The organism is Terrabacter aerolatus, from assembly GCF_007991735.1.
GTDB lineage: Bacteria > Actinomycetota > Actinomycetes > Actinomycetales > Dermatophilaceae > Terrabacter > Terrabacter aerolatus.
This window is the reverse complement of record NZ_BJYX01000041.1, coordinates 1-16,837: the sequence shown is the minus strand read 5'-3', so window position 1 is coordinate 16,837 and position 16,837 is coordinate 1. Positions and strand designations below refer to the sequence as shown.

Annotated in this window: 17 protein-coding genes; 8 read left to right on the top strand and 9 right to left on the bottom strand. The window is 72.2% G+C overall.

Annotation, left to right across the window (positions count from 1 at the left end; all coding sequences use genetic code 11):
• Positions 1–112: 112 nt before the first annotated feature.
• Both TAE01_RS19960 and TAE01_RS19955 read left to right on the top strand, forming a co-directional pair.
• Positions 113–499, top strand: a complete 387-nt coding sequence (locus TAE01_RS19960; RefSeq protein ID WP_147068561.1) for a cupin domain-containing protein — start codon at positions 113–115, stop codon at positions 497–499.
• A complete protein-coding gene (locus tag TAE01_RS19955) occupies positions 496–1,698 on the top strand; it encodes an adenosine deaminase (RefSeq protein WP_147068560.1) in 1,203 nt (400 codons plus the stop codon). The genes TAE01_RS19960 and TAE01_RS19955 overlap by 4 nt, the downstream gene beginning before the upstream one ends.
• Positions 1,699–1,800: 102 nt before the next feature.
• Here the strand turns inward: TAE01_RS19955 and TAE01_RS19950 are convergent, their stop codons facing one another.
• Genes TAE01_RS19950 through deoC form a run of 4 tightly spaced genes read right to left on the bottom strand, consistent with a single transcriptional unit; the run spans position 1,801 to position 5,852 of the window.
• Positions 1,801–2,451, bottom strand: a complete 651-nt coding sequence (locus TAE01_RS19950; protein ID WP_147068559.1) for a uridine kinase family protein — start codon at positions 2,449–2,451, stop codon at positions 1,801–1,803.
• 4 nt (positions 2,452–2,455) lie between these two features.
• On the bottom strand, positions 2,456–3,343 hold the full coding sequence (locus tag TAE01_RS19945) for an aldehyde dehydrogenase family protein (RefSeq protein ID WP_147068558.1): 888 nt from the start codon (positions 3,341–3,343) through the stop codon (positions 2,456–2,458).
• Positions 3,340–4,812 (bottom strand): aldehyde dehydrogenase family protein, encoded by a 1,473-nt coding sequence (locus TAE01_RS19940; protein ID WP_147068557.1) that lies wholly within the window; start codon positions 4,810–4,812, stop codon positions 3,340–3,342. The genes TAE01_RS19945 and TAE01_RS19940 overlap by 4 nt, the downstream gene beginning before the upstream one ends.
• A 53-nt stretch (positions 4,813–4,865) precedes the next feature.
• The gene (deoC, locus tag TAE01_RS19935) at positions 4,866–5,852 is read right to left on the bottom strand and encodes a deoxyribose-phosphate aldolase (RefSeq protein WP_371860869.1); all 987 of its coding nucleotides are present in this window, start codon (positions 5,850–5,852) and stop codon (positions 4,866–4,868) included.
• A gap of 55 nt (positions 5,853–5,907) precedes the next feature.
• On the opposite strand from deoC, the gene TAE01_RS19930 reads away from it, so the two are divergent.
• A complete protein-coding gene (locus tag TAE01_RS19930; RefSeq protein WP_147068555.1) occupies positions 5,908–6,561 on the top strand; it encodes a PH domain-containing protein in 654 nt (217 codons plus the stop codon).
• A gap of 127 nt (positions 6,562–6,688) precedes the next feature.
• Here the strand turns inward: TAE01_RS19930 and TAE01_RS19925 are convergent, their stop codons facing one another.
• The gene (locus TAE01_RS19925) at positions 6,689–8,374 is read right to left on the bottom strand and encodes a phospho-sugar mutase (RefSeq protein ID WP_147068554.1); all 1,686 of its coding nucleotides are present in this window, start codon (positions 8,372–8,374) and stop codon (positions 6,689–6,691) included.
• Positions 8,374–9,207, bottom strand: coding sequence for a purine-nucleoside phosphorylase (locus tag TAE01_RS19920; protein ID WP_147068553.1), 834 nt, complete (start codon positions 9,205–9,207; stop codon positions 8,374–8,376). Before TAE01_RS19920 ends, TAE01_RS19925 begins: the two co-directional genes overlap by 1 nt.
• Before the next feature lie 100 nt (positions 9,208–9,307).
• On the opposite strand from TAE01_RS19920, the gene TAE01_RS19915 reads away from it, so the two are divergent.
• Positions 9,308–10,720, top strand: coding sequence for an NAD(P)H-quinone dehydrogenase (locus TAE01_RS19915; RefSeq protein ID WP_246111475.1), 1,413 nt, complete (start codon positions 9,308–9,310; stop codon positions 10,718–10,720).
• Positions 10,721–10,754: 34 nt separating this feature from the next.
• Here the strand turns inward: TAE01_RS19915 and TAE01_RS19910 are convergent, their stop codons facing one another.
• Positions 10,755–10,973 (bottom strand): hypothetical protein, encoded by a 219-nt coding sequence (locus tag TAE01_RS19910; protein WP_147068552.1) that lies wholly within the window; start codon positions 10,971–10,973, stop codon positions 10,755–10,757.
• 118 nt (positions 10,974–11,091) lie between these two features.
• Between TAE01_RS19910 and TAE01_RS21020 the strand changes: the two genes are divergently transcribed.
• Positions 11,092–11,586 (top strand): antitoxin, encoded by a 495-nt coding sequence (locus TAE01_RS21020; protein WP_246111474.1) that lies wholly within the window; start codon positions 11,092–11,094, stop codon positions 11,584–11,586.
• Positions 11,587–11,751: 165 nt separating this feature from the next.
• On the opposite strand, the gene TAE01_RS19900 is transcribed toward TAE01_RS21020, so the two are convergent.
• The gene (locus TAE01_RS19900) at positions 11,752–13,536 is read right to left on the bottom strand and encodes an acetyl/propionyl/methylcrotonyl-CoA carboxylase subunit alpha (protein ID WP_147068550.1); all 1,785 of its coding nucleotides are present in this window, start codon (positions 13,534–13,536) and stop codon (positions 11,752–11,754) included.
• Between the two features lie 118 nt (positions 13,537–13,654).
• On the opposite strand from TAE01_RS19900, the gene TAE01_RS19895 reads away from it, so the two are divergent.
• The 3 genes from TAE01_RS19895 to TAE01_RS19885 are packed head-to-tail and all read left to right on the top strand — an operon-like array spanning position 13,655 to position 15,964.
• The gene (locus tag TAE01_RS19895) at positions 13,655–14,497 is read left to right on the top strand and encodes an aldo/keto reductase (RefSeq protein WP_147068549.1); all 843 of its coding nucleotides are present in this window, start codon (positions 13,655–13,657) and stop codon (positions 14,495–14,497) included.
• 47 nt (positions 14,498–14,544) lie between these two features.
• Complete coding sequence (locus TAE01_RS19890) at positions 14,545–15,066, top strand: DUF3806 domain-containing protein (RefSeq protein WP_147068548.1); 522 nt, start codon at positions 14,545–14,547, stop codon at positions 15,064–15,066.
• Positions 15,067–15,088: 22 nt separating this feature from the next.
• On the top strand, positions 15,089–15,964 hold the full coding sequence (locus TAE01_RS19885; protein ID WP_147068547.1) for a tryptophan 2,3-dioxygenase: 876 nt from the start codon (positions 15,089–15,091) through the stop codon (positions 15,962–15,964).
• Here TAE01_RS19885 and TAE01_RS19880 read toward each other — a convergent pair.
• Positions 15,896–16,609 (bottom strand): helix-turn-helix domain-containing protein, encoded by a 714-nt coding sequence (locus TAE01_RS19880; protein WP_147068546.1) that lies wholly within the window; start codon positions 16,607–16,609, stop codon positions 15,896–15,898. The genes TAE01_RS19885 and TAE01_RS19880 overlap by 69 nt on opposite strands.
• Between the last annotated feature and the right edge of the window lie 228 nt (positions 16,610–16,837).

Below are 16,837 nucleotides of genomic sequence, written 5' to 3'. Positions count from 1 at the left end.
ATTCACGACAACCCCGCCGGGCAACCGGCGGGGTTGTCGCATTTCCATACCCATTTCCATGCCCATGTCGGGCCCATCTCGCGGGGCGACGGGGGTCCACTAGTCTGGGCCCGTGCCTGAACTCATCCCCTCCCCGACTCGTATCCCCGTCCCCGGTGGCAAGGTCATCGACGAGCACGTCGGTGCCGTCAACACTCCCGACGCGGGGCTCCAGGCCTCGGTCTCGGTGGCCCGAATGGTGGCGCCGGCCGGCTGGTCCGAGCCCTTCCAGACGCCCGAGTTCGACGAGATCACGCTCGTCCTGGCCGGAACGGTCGTCGTCGACCATGACGGCGGCTCCCTCGAGGTGGCTGCCGGACAGTCCGTCATGACCCGTGGTGGGGAGCGCATCCGCTACTCCTGCGGTCCGGAGGGTGCCGAGTACGTCGCGGTCTGCCTGCCCGCCTTCAGCCCGACCACGGTCCACCGTGACGACGAGGCGCCGAGCGAGACGGCATGACCGTCGACACCACCGGCGCCGGCACGAGCGGGAGCATCGAGCGTGCGAGCGACGCGGAGCTGCGTGTGGCTCCCAAGGTCCTCCTGCACGACCACCTGGACGGCGGCCTGCGTCCGCAGACCATCGTCGAGCTCGCCGGCGACGCCGGTTACGACGGCCTGCCCGCGACCGACGCGGCGGAGCTGGGCACCTGGTTCCGCGACAGTGCCGACTCCGGCTCCCTCCCGCGCTACCTCGAGACGTTCGACCACTCCCTGGCCGTCATGCAGACGCGCGAGGGCCTCTTCCGCGTGGCCAGCGAGTGTGCGCAGGACCTGGCCGCCGACGGCGTCGTGTACGCCGAGAGCCGCTACGCGCCCGAGCAGCACCTGAGCCGTGGTCTGACGCTCGAAGGTGTCGTCGAGGCGGTCAACGCCGGCCTGCGCGATGGGGAGGCGAAGGCGCGCGAGGCCGGCCACCGGATCAGGGTCACGTCGCTGCTGACGGCCATGCGCCACGCCGCCAAGTCGACCGAGATCGCCGAGCTGGCGATCCGCTACCGCGACGAGGGGGTGTCGGGGTTCGACATCGCCGGCGCGGAGGCGGGCTACCCGCCCACCCGTCACCTCGACGCGTTCGAGTACCTCCGCCGGGAGAACTTCCACTTCACCATCCACGCGGGGGAGGCGTTCGGCCTGCCGTCCATCTGGGAGGCCATCCAGTGGTGCGGCGCGGACCGGCTGGGACACGGCGTCCGCATCGTCGACGACATCACGATCGACGGCTCACCCTTCGCCGAGTGGGTCGAGGGCCACCAGGAGGACGACGCCCTGACCTCGCTCGAGCTGGACCGGGTGCGCCTGGGGCGCCTCGCCGCCTACGTGCGCGACAAGCGCATCCCGCTGGAGATGTGCCCGAGCAGCAACCTGCAGACCTCCGCGGCGCCGTCCATCGCACTGCACCCCATCACGCTCCTGCGTCGTCTGCGGTTCCGGGTCACCCTCAACACCGACAACCGCCTCATGAGCGGCACGTCGATGACGAGGGAGGCAGCCCTCCTGCGCGACCACGCGGGCTGGACGATCGAGGACCTGCGCTGGGTGACGATCAACGCCATGAAGTCGGCGTTCATCCCCTTCGACGAACGGCTCGAGATCATCGACGGGGTCATCAAGCCCGGCTACGTCGACCTCGGGCACACCGCACCCCCGGTCAACTGAGCTGGAGAGGCCGCCGGGTCGCACCGGTCGCACCGGTCGCACCGGTCGCACCGGTCCCACGGACGACCGAGGCCGCGGCCGGAGGCGGGGCGGCACGGCCCGTCAGGCGGTGCCGGCCGTGCGCCGCAGGCCACCGAGCTCGGCCTCGGCCTGACGGGGGTGCAGGCACCGGGCGCCGTGCGCCTCCGCCTGGGCCACGACGTGGGGCTCCTCGCGCCACAGCGTGAAGCCCCGCCGCACGAGGATGTGCGGTGGCTTGCGACGCTCGGAGAGGTCGCGCACGAAGCGGCGCAGCGCCGTCAGTGAGCGGTTCTGCCGCACGCACAGGGCCTCGGCGAGCAGGTCCTCACGGCGCAGGTGCTCGACGAGCCGCCCGGCGAAGAGTCCCTCGGCCACGACGTAGTCGGTGGGACGCGCCTGCACCACGTGCCTTCCCGTGACCGCGGACGCGCCGATGTCGTAGACCGGGACCTCGACCGTGCCTTCGTCGACGAGCCGGCGCAGCGCGTCGACCGCCGAATCGGCATCCCAGGAGTCGGCGTGGTCCCAGTCGGGGATGCCGAGGGGGGAGCGGGGCAGGCGAGGGTCGCTCGCCTCGCGGTAGAAGTCGTCCAGTCGCACGACCGGCCAGCCGTGGGCCGTGCTGAGCCGCGCCGACAGGCGACTCTTCCCGGCACCGCTGGGTCCGGTGAGGAGGATGACCCGGCGACGGGAAGCCCCGCCGCCGGGCGCCGAACCGTCGCCTCCGACCACGGGGTCAGAGGCCCTTGGGGTGCCAGACGGTCTTCGTCTCGACGAAGGCGCGGATCCGGGTCAGACCCGGGTCGGCCGTCCAGTCGGGCTCGACCGGGACGCCGTCGGACAGCACCGGGCGCAGGACGCGCTTGAGGTTGCCGGCCGCCTCCCGCTCGAGGGCGGCCCAGTCGACGCCGTCGGCGCCCGCGACCCCGGTGAGGTCGACGGCGTTGACGTCGCGGTGCGCAGCGAGCCACGTCGCGACCTCGGCGGTCTGCGCGGTGACGATGTTGACGACACCACCGGGCACGTCGGAGGTGGCCAGCACCTCGCTGAACGTCACGGCCGGTAGGGGACGCGACGCCGACGTGACGACGACCGCGGTGTTGCCGGCGGCGATGACCGGGGCCACCACGGAGACGAGACCGAGCAGCGAGGACGTCTGCGGCGCAAGGACGCCCACGACCCCGGTGGGCTCAGGTGCGGAGACGTTGAAGAAGGGGCCGGCCACCGGGTTGAGGTTGCCGAGCACCTGGGCGATCTTGTCGGTCCACCCGGCGTACCAGACGACGCGGTCGATCGCGGCGTCGACGCTCGCGCCCGCGGCCCGGGGGGTGAGGCCCTCGCTCGCAGCGACCTCCTCGATGAACTGGGCGCGCCGGCCCTCGAGCACCTCGGCGACGCGGTAGAGCACCTGGCCGCGGTTGTAGGCGGTCGCACCCGACCACTTGGCGAGGGCACCGCGCGCGGCGACGACCGCGTCACGGACGTCCTTGCGCGAGCCCATCGCCGCGTTGGCGAGGAACTCGCCCTTGGCCGAGACGACCTCGTAGGTACGACCGGACTCGCTGCGCGGGAAGGCACCGCCGATGTAGAGCTTGTAGGTCTTGCGCACGTCGAGGCGGGTCATCGGACGGCTCCCGTCAGGGTCGCAGGGGCGGTGGTGACGTAGGCCTCGAGCCCGTGACGACCGCCCTCGCGGCCGTAGCCCGACTCCTTGTAGCCACCGAACGGTGAGGTGGGGTCGAAGCGGTTGAAGGTGTTGGCCCACACGACCCCGGCGCGCAGCTGGTCGGCCATCCAGAGGATGCGCGAGCCCTTCTCGGTCCAGACACCCGCCGAGAGGCCGTATGCCGTGTTGTTCGCCTTGGCGACCGCCTCCTGGGGGGTGCGGAAGGTCAGGACGGACAGGACCGGCCCGAAGATCTCCTCGGTGGCGACCCGGTGGGTCTGCGAGACGCCGGTGAGCACGGTCGGCGGGAACCAGTAGCCCTTGGCAGGGAGGGCGCACTCGGGGCTCCAGCGCTCCGCGCCCTCGGCGACGCCGGCCTCGACGAGGGAGGTGATCCGGTCGAGCTGTGCCTTGGAGTTGATGGCGCCGAGGTCGCTGTTCTTGTCCATCGGGTCGCCGACGCGGAGGGTGGCGAGCCGGCGCTTCAGCTTCGCGACGACCTGGTCGTGGACGTTCTCCTGGACGAGCAGGCGCGAACCGGCGCAGCAGACCTGGCCCTGGTTGAAGAAGATGCCGCCGATGATCCCCTCGACGGCCTGGTCGATGGGGGCGTCGTCGAAGACGATGTTGGCGGCCTTGCCGCCGAGCTCGAGCGTCGCCTTCTTCGACGTGCCGGCGATGGAGCGGGCGATGGCCTTGCCGACCTCGGTCGAGCCGGTGAAGGCGATCTTGTCGACGTCCGGGTGCTCGACGAGGGCCTGACCGGTGCGGCCGTCGCCGGTGACGATGTTGACGACGCCGGCGGGCAGATCGGCCTGCTGGCACACCTCGGCGAAGAGCAGGGCCGTGAGCGGGGTCGTCTCGGCGGGCTTGAGGACCACGGTGTTGCCCGTGGCGAGGGCGGGCGCGATCTTCCACGCCAGCATGAGCAGCGGGAAGTTCCAGGGGATGACCTGCCCGACCACGCCGTGCGGGCGCGGCACGTCGGCGCCCGAGGCGGACAGGCCGGCATACTCCAGCTTGTCGGCCCAGCCCGCGTGGTAGAAGAAGTGCGCCGCGGCGATCGGCACGTCGACGTCGCGGGTCTCCTTGATCGGCTTGCCGTTGTCGAGCGTCTCGAGGACGGCGAACTCGCGCGCCCGCTCCTGCAGGATGCGGGCGATGCGGAAGAGGTACTTGCCGCGCTCGGCGCCGCTCATCCGGCCCCAGACGCCCTCGTAGGCGCGGCGGGCCGCGGCGACGGCCTTGTCGACGTCCTTGGGGCCGGCCTGGCTCACCTCGGCGAGGACCGTCTCGTCGGCGGGGTTGATCGTCGGGAAGGTCGCCTTGGGGCGCGTGAAGGCGCCGTCGATGAAGAGCCCGTAGGACTTCTCGATCCTGACGATGGCGCGCGACTCGGGCGCGGGGGCGTACTCGAACTTCGGCATGGGATGTCTTTCGTGGGCGCTGTCGTGTCAGTCGCGGTGCGGGGCGCGGTCGGTCAGTCGATGGTCACGTAGTCGGCGCCGGAGTAGGCACCCGTCGTGAGCTTCTGGCGCTGGAGGATGAGGTCGTTGAGCAGGCTGGACGCGCCGAAGCGGAACCACTCGGGGGAGAGCCAGTCGTCGCCGGCGACCTCGCTGACCATGACGAGGTACTTGATGGCGTCCTTGGTGGTCTTGATGCCACCGGCGGGCTTGACCCCGACCTGGACGCCCGTGAGCTCGCGCCAGTCGCGCACGGCCTCGAGCATGATGAGGGTGACGGGGAGCGTGGCGGCCGGCTGGACCTTGCCGGTCGAGGTCTTGATGAAGTCGCCGCCGGCGAGCATCGACAGGTAGGAGGCGCGGCGCACGTTGTCGTAGGTGACGAGCTCGCCCGTCTCCATGATGACCTTGAGGTGGGCCGCGCCGCAGGCCTGCTTGACCTCGGCGATCTGGTTGAAGACCGTGAGGTAGTCGCCCGAGAGGAACGCGCCGCGGTCGATGACCATGTCGATCTCGTCGGCGCCGGCCTCCACGGCGTCACGCGTGTCGGCCAGCTTGACCGCCATGCTGGCGCGGCCGGACGGGAAGGCCGTGGCGACCGCGGCGACGTGGATGCCGCTGTCGCCCAGGGCCGCCTTGGCCGTCGCGACCATGTCGCCGTAGACGCAGATCGCGGCGGGCCGCGGGGTCCTCGGGTCGAGGGCGTCGGGCACGAGGGCCTTGGCGCAGAGCGACCGGACCTTGCCGACGGTGTCGGAGCCCTCGAGCGTGGTCAGGTCGATCATGCCGATGGCGGTGTCGATGGCCCAGGCCTTGCTCGTCGTCTTGACGGAGCGGGTCCCGAGCGCGGCGGCGCGCGCCTCGCAGCCGACCTGGTCGACTCCGGGGAGGCCGTGCAGCCAGGAGGTGAGGGCGTGGTTGGTCAGGCGTGACACCCCCAGGACGTCCCGCGCCTGCGCGGTGAGGTCCTGCGCGGTGCGCGTCGTGGTGCTAACAGTCACCACGGGAGTCTATCCACCTGTCGAGACAGGCCGTGACGCGTGAGAGAGTCTGTCCGTGAGTCCCGATGTGCCGCAGCCGACCGTCCCGGAACCCCAAGGCGAGATCGGGGGAGAGCCCGGACTGCGTGACGCACGCACGTTGCGGCCCGGTTCCGCGATCGGCATCGGGGTGGTCGGCGCCGTGTGCGGGCTGGCCCTGCTCGTCCCCGGCCTGCTGACCGCCCCGCGCAGCTGGGCGCTCATCTCGACGGTCGTGCTGGCCCTCGTGCTGCTGTGGCTCTTCGTCGTCCGACCCTGCGTCGTGATCCACGCCGAGGGCCTGCGCCTCGTCAACCCGCTGCGCGTCGTCGACGTCACGTGGCCCGTCATCACCGAGGTGCGCTCCCGCTGGGCGCTGGAGCTGGTCGTCGAGGGCCGGCGCTACACCGCGTGGGGCGTCCCGGCCGACCCGGGCCGGCCGAAGTACGGCCGCGGCCTCATGTCGGTCGGGGCCAACAAGGTCCGCGGCAAGGGCACCATCGAGACGCCGACGAAGCCGAAGGTCGAGGCCCAGACGGTCGCGGCCGAGGTCGAGGAGCGCCGGACCGCCGACCGCCGGCGCAAGGACGGCCGGACCCCGCGCATCGCCCACCAGACCTGGGACCCGCTGTCCGTCGGGCTGCTGCTGGCCGCCGCCGCGTTCTTCGTCATCGGCACCTTCGTCGTCTGAGCCGCCGCGCGCCTGCCCCGCCGGCGCAGGCGCGACCTGAGCCGGAGGACGGCCGAGGTCGCGCGCAGCAGACGGCGCATCCGGCGACCACCAGGGGTGGCCCGCCGGGACGGTCAGGCCGGGACGGTCAGAGGGCGGTCAGCTCCTCGAAGGCCGCGCGGACCCGGGCGAGGCGAGTCTCGGCCACGGCGCGCGACTCCCCGAGCGCGGCCGCGCTCGACACCGGCTCGATGACCTCGAGGTAGACCTTGACCTTGGGCTCGGTGCCGCTCGGGCGCACGATGACCCGGGACCGGTCCTTGAGGTGGTAGCGCAGCCCCTCGGTGGGCGGCAGTCCGCCGTCTCCCTTGCCGAGGTCGTCGGTGCGCGTGACCTCGACGCCGGCCACGGTCGTCGGGGGCTCGGCACGAAGTCGTCCCATCAGGGCGTCGGTCTGAGCGAGGTCGGAGACGCGCACCGAGAACGAGTCGGTCGCGTGCACGCCGTGCTCGACAGCGAGGTCGTCGAGCAGATCGGTGAGGGTGCGTCCCTCGGCCTTGAGGGTGGCCGCCAGCTCGGCCAGCAGCAGGGCGGCGCTGACGCCGTCCTTGTCGCGGACGATCTGCGGGGCGACGCAGTAGCCCAGCGCCTCCTCGTAGCCGTAGCGCAGGCGCCCGACCCGGGAGATCCACTTGAAGCCGGTCAACGTCTCCTCGTGGCGCAGCCCGGCTGCCTTGGCGATCGAGGCCAGCAGCCGGGAGGAGACGATCGAGTTGGCGAAGACGTCGCGCCGCGTGACGCCGCGTCGCACGATGTGCGCCCCGAGGAGCGCGCCCACCTCGTCGCCGCGCAGCATCCGCCAGTCACCGAGCGCCGGGTCGAGCACGGCCGCAGCGCACCGGTCGGCGTCGGGGTCGTTGGCGATGACCAGGTCGCAGCCGACGGAGCGGGCGCGGGCCAGCGCGAGGTCGATCGCACCCTTCTCCTCGGGGTTCGGGAACGCGACCGTCGGGAAGTCGGGGTCGGGCACGGCCTGCTCGTCGACGACGACCGGGGCCGGGAACCCGGCCTGCACGAACGCGGTGTGCACCGTGGCGTGACCGACGCCGTGCAGGCTCGTGTGGACGGTGCGCAGGTCACGGGGCGAGTCGGGGTCGACGACGGTCACGACCGCGTCGACGTAGCGCTCGAGGAGGTTGTCGCCGAGCGTCTCCCAGCCCTCGTTCGCACGAGGCACGTCGGCCACCCGCTGGACCCGGGCGATGTGCGCGGCGATCTGGGCGTCGGACGGCGGCACGATCTGGCTGCCGTCACCGAGGTAGACCTTGTAGCCGTTGTCCTGCGGCGGGTTGTGGCTCGCCGTCACCATGACGCCGGCGTCGGCTCCGAGGTGACGGATCGCGAAGGCCAGGACGGGGGTCGGCAGCGGCTGGGGGAGCAGCAGCGCCCGCCCGCCGGCGGCGACGACGACGGCCGCCGTGTCGCGGGCGAAGACGTCGGAGTTGTAGCGCGCGTCGTAGCCGATGACGACCGTCGGGGTCTGGCCCGCCCGCCCCTCGTCCTTGAGGTATGCCGTGAGGCCGGCTGCCGCACGGATGACGACGCTGCGGTTCATCCGGTTCGGCCCGGCCCCCAGCGCTCCACGCAGCCCGGCCGTGCCGAACTCGAGCAGGCCCGACATGCGGTCGGCCAGGTCGGCCGCTGCCGCCTCGTCGCCCTCCGAGGCGCGCCCGAGGACGGCGTCGAGCTCAGCCCGTGTCGTCGGGTCGGGGTCGTCGTCACGCCAGGCGCGCGCTGCGGCATACAACGTCTCGGTGGTGTCGACCGTGGTCATCAGAGGCGACCCACGACGTCGGCGAGGAGCCGGCCGCAGCGCTCGGCGGCGGCCTGCCCGGCCTCGAGGACCTCCGCGTGGCTCAGCGGCTGGTCCGAGATGCCGGCCGCGAGGTTGGTGACGAGCGAGATGCCGAGGACGTCGAGACCCACCTGGCGCGCGGCGATGGCCTCGAGGCTCGTCGACATGCCGACGAGGTCGCCCCCGATGACCTTGGCCATCTGCACCTCGGCCGGGGTCTCGTAGTGCGGTCCCCGGAACTGGACGTAGACGCCCTCGTCGAGGTCGGCGTCGACCTCGCGCGCGAGGTCGCGCAGCCGCGGCGTGTAGAGGTCGGTGAGGTCGACGAAGTTCGCGCCCTCGATGGGGGAGTGCGCGGTGAGGTTGATGTGGTCACGGATGAGGACCGGGGTGCCCGGGGCCCACGCCGGGTTGAGCCCCCCGCAGCCGTTCGTCAGCACGATGGTCGAGCAGCCCGCGGCCTTGGCCGTGCGCACGCCGTGGACGACGGACCGCACGCCGCGACCCTCGTAGAAGTGGGTGCGCGTGCCGAACACGAGGGCCCGGCGGCCGGTGTCACCGATGGCGACCGAGCGCATGCTGCCCGAGTGGCCCGCGACGGCGGCGGCGTGGAAGCCGGGGACGTCGGCGTTGTCGACGGTGGCGAGCGTCTCGCCGATGAGGTCGGCCGTCTGGCCCCAGCCCGAGCCGAGCACGAGGGCGACGTCGTGGTGGTCGACACCGGTGCGCTCGGCGATGACGGCGGCGGCGTCGGCGGCGACGTCGAACGGGTCGGTGGAGGGGTCGTTGAGATCACGGGGAGAACGGGTCACGATCAGGACTCTAGCGAGGTCCTCGCGACCTGAGCGCGCGTCCCCGGTGGTCCGTGGCGGCCCTCGGGGGCCGGTCGGCGTCCCGCGCCGGGATGGTTGGATGGACCTCGTGATCACGCGCGAGACGACCGTTGTCATCATCGGCGGCGGCCCGGGTGGCTACGAGGCCGCCCTCGTCGCCGCCCAGCTCGGCGCCGACGTCACCATCGTCGAGAAGGACGGCCTCGGGGGCGCGGCCGTGCTCACCGACTGCGTGCCGAGCAAGGCGCTCATCGCCACGGCCGACTACATGTCGGACTTCCAGACCGCGTCGCACCTCGGCGTCCGGCTCCAGGACGACGACGGCGACGAGGTCTCCGACGCGGTCGCCCACGCGCACACGGTCAACGACCGCATCCGCGCCCTCGCCGCGGCCCAGAGCGCGGACATCCAGGGCAGCCTCGAGCAGGTCGGTGTCACGGTCCTGCGCGGCACCGCCCGCATCGCCGGCCGCGAGCGCGTCGTCGCGCAGCTCACCGACGGCACGACCCGGGAGCTGCCTGCCGGTGTCATCCTCGTCGCCACCGGCGCGGCCCCCCGGGTCATGGACACGATGCGCCCCGACGGCGAGCGCATCCTCACCTGGCAGCAGATCTACTCCCTCGACGAGCTGCCCGAGCGCATCGTCGTCATCGGCTCCGGCGTCACCGGCGCCGAGCTCGCGCAGGCCTACCTCGGCCTCGGCTCGCAGGTCGTCCTCGTGTCGTCCCGCGACCGCGTCCTGCCGGGCGAGGACGCCGACGCCGCCACCGTCATCGAGGACGTCTTCCGCAAGCGGGGCATGGAGGTGCTGAACAAGTCACGCGCCGCGTCCGTCGAGCGCACCGCCGACGGCGTCGTGGTGACGCTCGTCGACGGCCGCACCGTCGAGGGCTCGCACGCGCTGCTCGCCGTCGGGTCGGTGCCCAACACGGCCGGTCTCGGCCTCGAGGAGGCCGGGGTCGAACTGAGCCCGTCGGGCCACGTCCAGGTCGACCGCGTCTCGCGCACGAGCGTCGGCGGCGTCTACGCGGCAGGCGACTGCACCGGCGTCCTGCCCCTCGCCTCCGTGGCCGCCATGCAGGGCCGCATCGCCATGTGGCACGCCCTCGGCGACGCCGTCTCGCCCCTCAACGTGCGCGGGGTCGCCGCCAACATCTTCACCGAGCCCGAGATCGCCACCGTCGGCATCGGGCAGCAGGCCGCGGACGAGTCACCCGACGTCCAGTGCGTCACCCTGCCGCTCGGCCGCAACCCGCGCGCCAAGATGCAGGGCATCACCGACGGCTTCGTCAAGCTCTTCTGCCGCAAGGGCTACGGCACGGTCCTCGGCGGGGTCGTCGTCGCGCCCAAGGCGTCCGAGCTCATCTACCCGGTCGCCCTCGCCGTGCAGAACCGCCTCAGCGTCGACCAGGTCTCGAGCACCATCACCGTCTACCCGTCGCTCTCCGGCTCCATCGCCGAGGCGGCCCGGCAGCTGCACCAGTCCGACTGACCCGGCGACGCGGCATACGCCGTCGTCCGGCCCGTCAGGGCTGCGGCTCGGTCGGAGGGTGGTCGCTGTCGTCGCGCTCGCGCCCGGCGAGCTGGTCCTCCTGCGCCCACCGCTCCCGGCGACGACGGGACACCGTCTCGCGCAGCTTCTTCTGGAGCGGGTAGAAGATCGCGGCCACGACGATGAAGATGACGAGGTTGGTCACCGAGAAGAAGGTCTGGTCGGGCGTCGCAGTCGCCAGGGTCGCAAGCACATGAGCAGTGTGCCAGAGGCGTAGCGTCAGGATCGTGGCGGCGTCGCCGTCACGTCAGGGTCGCCGGACGGTAGCCGGACGGTGTCGCTGAGCAGGTCGGACCGTGGAGGCACACACCGTGAGCGACTGGATCCAGAAGGCCAAGGACTTCGTCAAGGGACATCCCGACCAGGCCCAGCAGGGTCTCGACAGGGCCGAGGAGCTCATCAACGAGCGCACCGGCGGGAAGTACGCCGACCAGGTCGACCAGGGGAGCGACAAGCTCAAGGAGACACTCGGGCTGCCACCCGACGGCGACGGCACGCAGCCGCCCGCGACGCCGCCGCCCGCGCCGAGCCCCACACCGGCACCCACCCAGGAGCCGGTGCCCACGCCCCCGCCCGCACCGACCCCCGAGCCGGGCCCGGGCCCGGTCGAGCCCAGGCCCCCGGTCGACCCGACGGATCCCGCGCCCGTCGACCCGCACCTTCCCGGTGGCCCCGGGCCGTCGGAGATCCCTCCGGCGGGGGAGCCCGGCGCGGAGCGGGACCTTCCCGGCGTGCCCGACCCGAACCTGCCCGGCTCGGGCGAGGGCGACATCACGCTCGGCGACCCGCCGCCCCGCCAGGGCTGAGCGCGGCCGGCAGCGCTGAGCAACGTCGGGCAGCGCTGAGCAACGTCGGGCAGCGCTGAGCAACGTCGGGCAGCGCTGAGCCGAGCCGGCGCCGACGACGACGAAGGGCCGACCCTGCCACGTGGCGGGTCGGCCCGTCGTCGTGCGACTCGGTCGGCGTCGAGGTCAGGCCTCGGCGACGTCCTTGATCTCGGCGAGCACGGCGCCGGACGTCACGGTCTCGCCGACCGCTGCCGTGAGCCCCGAGACGACACCGGCCTTGTGGGCCGTGATGGGCTGCTCCATCTTCATCGCCTCGAGGACGATGACGAGGTCACCGGCGGCCACCGTCGCGCCCTCCTCGACTGCGATCTTGACGATGGTGCCCTGCATGGGCGCGGTGAGGGAGTCGCCCGAGGCCGCGCCCCCCGACTTGCCGCCACCGGAGCGCTTCGGCGCCTTCTTCTTCACGGCCGAGCCGCCCGCGCCGCCGCCGAGCGAGAGGCCACCCGGGAGCGAGACCTCGAGGCGCTTGCCGCCCACCTCGACGACGACCGTCTGGCGCTCCTCGGCCTCGGCCGCGTCGGCCGAGCCCCCGGCATACGGCTCGATCGTGTTGTCGAACTCGGTCTCGATCCAGCGGGTGTGGATGGTGAAGGGGGATCCGTCGGCCGGGGCGAAGGCCGGGTCGGAGACGACCGCCCGGTGGAACGGGACCACGGTCGGCATCCCCTCGATGGTCAGCTCGGCCAGCGCTCGGCGCGCCCGGTCGATCGCCTGCTCGCGGGTGCGCCCGGTGATGACGAGCTTGGCGATCATCGAGTCGAACGCCCCGGCGACGGTGTCGCCCTCGACGATGCCCGCGTCCCAGCGCACGCCCGGGCCCTGCGGCACGACCATGCGCGTCACGGTGCCGGGCGCGGGGAGGAAGCCGCGGCCGGCGTCCTCGCCGTTGATGCGGAACTCGATGGAGTGCGCGTGCGGCTCGGGGTCGCCGTAGTCGAGCGACTCGCCGTTGGCGATGCGGAACTGCTCGCGCACGAGGTCGATCCCGGTGACCTCCTCGGTCACGGGGTGCTCGACCTGCAGACGGGTGTTGACCTCGAGGAAGCTGATGTCGCCGGCCGGGCCGACGAGGAACTCGCACGTGCCGGCGCCGACGTAGCCGGCCTCCTTGAGGATCGCCTTGCTGGCGCGCAGCAGCTCGGTGTGCTGCTCCTCGGTGAGGAACGGCGCGGGGGCCTCCTCGACGAGCTTCTGGTTGCGGCGCTGGAGCGAGCAGTCGCGCGTCGAGACGACGACGACGTTGCCGTGCTGGTCGGCCAGGCACTGGGTCTCGACGTGGCGCGGGTGGTCGAGGAAGCGCTCGACGAAGCACTCTCCGCGACCGAAGGCCGTCACGGCCTCGCGGACGGCGGAGTCGTAGAGGTCGGGGATCTCCTCCATCACGCGGGCGACCTTGAGGCCGCGGCCGCCGCCGCCGTAGGCCGCCTTGATGGCCACCGGGAGACCGTGCTCCTTGGCGAACTCAACGACCTCGTCCGACCCGGAGACCGGGTCCTTGGTGCCGGGCACGAGCGGCGCCCCGGCCTTGGTGGCGATGTGGCGCGCCTTGACCTTGTCGCCGAGGGAGTCGATGGCGCCGGGGCCGGGGCCGATCCAGACCAGTCCGGCGTCGATGACGGCCTGGGCGAAGGACGCGTTCTCGGCGAGGAACCCGTAGCCCGGGTGCACCGCGTCGGCGCCTGCCTGCCGCGCGACGTCGAGCAGCTTCTCCTGGACGAGGTAGCTCTCGCCGGGGGTGGACCCGCCGAGGGCGTAGGCCTCGTCGGCGACCTTGACGTGCAGGGCATCCCGGTCCGGCTCGGCATAGACCGCGACCGAGGCGATGCCGCTGTCCGTGCACGCCCGCGCGATGCGGACGGCGATCTCACCACGATTTGCGATCAAAACCTTGCTGATGGATGCCATGGCTCGGACTCTATCGGGCAGACCCCGGCTGGATTCGGCCTCCTCGCCCGTATTCCCGGTCGTCTCGCAGTGAGGTCCGGCACATCGCCGGCCGGGGCACCGACCTAACGTGGAGGGCATGACGACACTCCAGTCAGCACCCACCATCCCCCTCGGCCACGCCTCCACCCCCGGGCTCGCCATCCCGCAGATCGGCTTCGGCGTCTGGGAGGTCCCGGACGCCACTGTCGACGCCGCGTTCGGTCAGGCCCTCGAGGTCGGCTATCGGCACATCGACACCGCACGCATCTACGGCAACGAGGAGGGCGTCGGTCGGGTCCTCGCTCGCGACGACGTCGACCGTGACGACGTGTTCGTCACGACGAAGGTCTGGAACGACGACCACGACAACGTGCCGGCAGCCTTCGACGCCTCGATGCAGCGCCTCGGCATCGACGTGCTCGACCTCTACCTCATCCACTGGCCCGCTCCGGCGCAGGACAGCTACGTCGACGCGTGGAAGGCGATGCTCGAGCTCCAGCGTGAGGGTCGGGTCCGCTCGGTCGGCGTGTGCAACTTCCAGGTGCCGCACCTGCAGCGGCTCCTCGACGAGACCGGGGTGCTCCCGTCGGTCAACCAGGTCGAGCTGAGCCCCTACCTCCAGCAGCGCGAGCTGCGGGCCTTCCACGCCGATCACGGCATCGTGACCGAGGCGTGGAGCCCGCTCGCCGTCCGGGCCGGTCTGCTCGAGGACCCGGTCGTGACGAGGATCGCCGAACAGCACGACGTGACGCCCGCCCAGCTCGTCCTGCGCTGGCACCTCGAGCTCGGAAACGTCGTGCTCACGAGGTCGGTGACGCCGTCCCGGATCGCCGAGAACTTCGACGTCTTCGGCCTCACCCTCGGCGCGGACGACCTCGAGGCCCTGGCGACTCTCGACCGCGGCACCCGCACGGGGCCCGACCCGGACACCTTCGGCTGATCCGTCGGGCCTGACCGGGCCGCGTCCGAGCCACTAGATTGGCCGGCATGGGACTGTTCTCGCGCAAGGGCAGGGACGACGACGCCATGCCGACGGACGCGGCCGCGGTCGCCGAGCTCGACCCGGCCGAGGCCGACGACACGTCGGCCTCGGACTTCACGGGCCGTCCCGTCGCGGTCCCGCTCGGTGACGAGGAGCGCGCGCGGATCGCCACCGCGCTCGATCACGCCGCGGCGGACGGCGTGGACGTCGACGACCTGGCGTCGATCGGTGCCCACTACGACGAGGCCTTCCGGCGCTGGGTCGACGAGGGCGGGTCGGGCGAGGGGCCCGACGTCGTCGTCGAGACGTATGCCGTCGCGATCGGTGAGTACCTCGCCCGGCACAGCGCCCGCGAGTGGGCGATCGTCACCGACGTGTTCGGCACCGACCTGGGGCTCGTCGCCGCCCGGGCCGACACCGTGGTGGTCCCGCACAACCTCGTCGGTGCACGGTGGATGCGCGGCGAGACGGGGTGGGTGCCGGGGGTCGTCTCGCACCTCGTCAGCATCCGGCCGCGCACCCGCTGACCCGACCCCTAGGATCGCGCCCATGGACGACGCTGCCCCCGACGGGCTCGACAGGCGCAGCAGGCGCGAGCTGGAGGAGGGCATCCAGCGGGACTTCACGCGCAAGATGTCCTACGGCGACTACCTCCGGCTCGACACCCTCCTCAGCGCCCAGCAGCCGCTCAGCGAACCGCCGCAGCACGACGAGCTGCTCTTCATCATCCAGCACCAGACGTCGGAGCTCTGGCTCAAGCTGTTGATCCACGAGCTGCGTTCTGCCAGAAGCCTGCTCGGCGACGACCAGCTGGCTCCGGCCCTCAAGCGCCTGGCGCGCGTGAAGCACATCCAGCACACGCTCACCGACCAGTGGTCGGTGCTGGCGACGCTGACGCCGAGCGAGTACGCCGAGATCCGACCCTTCCTCGCCGCGAGCTCCGGCTTCCAGTCGGCGCAGTACCGCGAGGTCGAGTTCCTGCTCGGCAACAAGAACGCCGACATGGTGGCGGTCTTCGCGCACGACGACGGCGCGCGCTCGGCGCTCGACACGCTGCTGCACGAGCCGAGCCTCTACGACGAGTTCCTCGCCTACCTCGCCCGGCGAGGGTATGCCGTCCCGCCCTCCCTGCTGGACCGTGACTGGACGCAGCCCTACCGCCTCGACGAGGGCCTCGTCGACGTCTTTGCCGGCGTCTACGCCCGGCCCGACGAGCACTGGGGCGTCTACGAGACGTGCGAGGAGCTCGTCGACCTCGAGGACAACTTCCAGCAGTGGCGCTTCCGGCACCTGCAGGTCGTGCAGCGCACCATCGGCCAGAAGACCGGGACCGGCGGCTCGACCGGCGTCGACTTCCTACGACGAGCGCTCGACCTGACCTTCTTCCCCGAGCTGTACGAGGTCCGCACCCGCATCGGGGGCTGACGGCCGCGCGGCAAGGAGCCGTCGCCAGAGGTCGCCGGACCGGGGCTCGCACTGGCACGGGCACTCGGCGACGCACAGCTCTTCGAAGCACGGGTCGACACAGTCGCACTCGAGCTCCGGCGGCGGCGGTGCATCGACCCGAGGCTGCCGACCGCGCATGAGGCGTCGACGCCGGGCGAGCTCGGCCTCCGTCGGGTGATCGGCCGGCCGCTCCCGGGGGGTCGCGCCCTCGGCAGCCGCGTCGCGAGCGGTTCGGTGCTGGAACCAGCCCTGCGCGTCGGGTCGGTCGTAGCGCGGGAACGCCCAGCGCTCGTACGGCACCTCGTCCGCGGGAGCTACGTCGAGATGCGCGGGGAACCGGCGCCCCTGGTTGTCTCGCACCGTGTCGACCGGCACGGGGGACACCGCGATTCCCTCGTCGTCCACGATCGCGAGCCGAAGGCCGGCCAGATCGAGGATCTCCCTGAACACGTGCAGGGGCGGCGCTGCGACTCCGGTCTCGTACCGACCGATCGTGCTCGGGGACACACCCAGGCGAGCGGCCAGATCACGTTGGCTCAGGTCGGCGCGCCGTCGGGCCCGGACGACGTAGCGCGCGACCTCGTCGCGCATCCCCTTGCTCCCGCAGTCCATCCTGGTGTCCATGCCGCTGATCCTGAGGCGGTCCGCCGACACCGCTGGGCTGTCGACCCACGGTTGTCCACAAGCGCGCTGGCACGGGAGGGGCTGTGGACGAGGCCCTGCGTCACTGCCTCCCACCACGGAGCAGTGACGTAACGGCTGGGGAGGGTGGCCGGGCGGGTGGTGGGTGCTGGCGGCTACGTCAGTGCTCCGGTGAGTGGGGCAGTGACGTAGTGGCTGGGGATGGTGGCC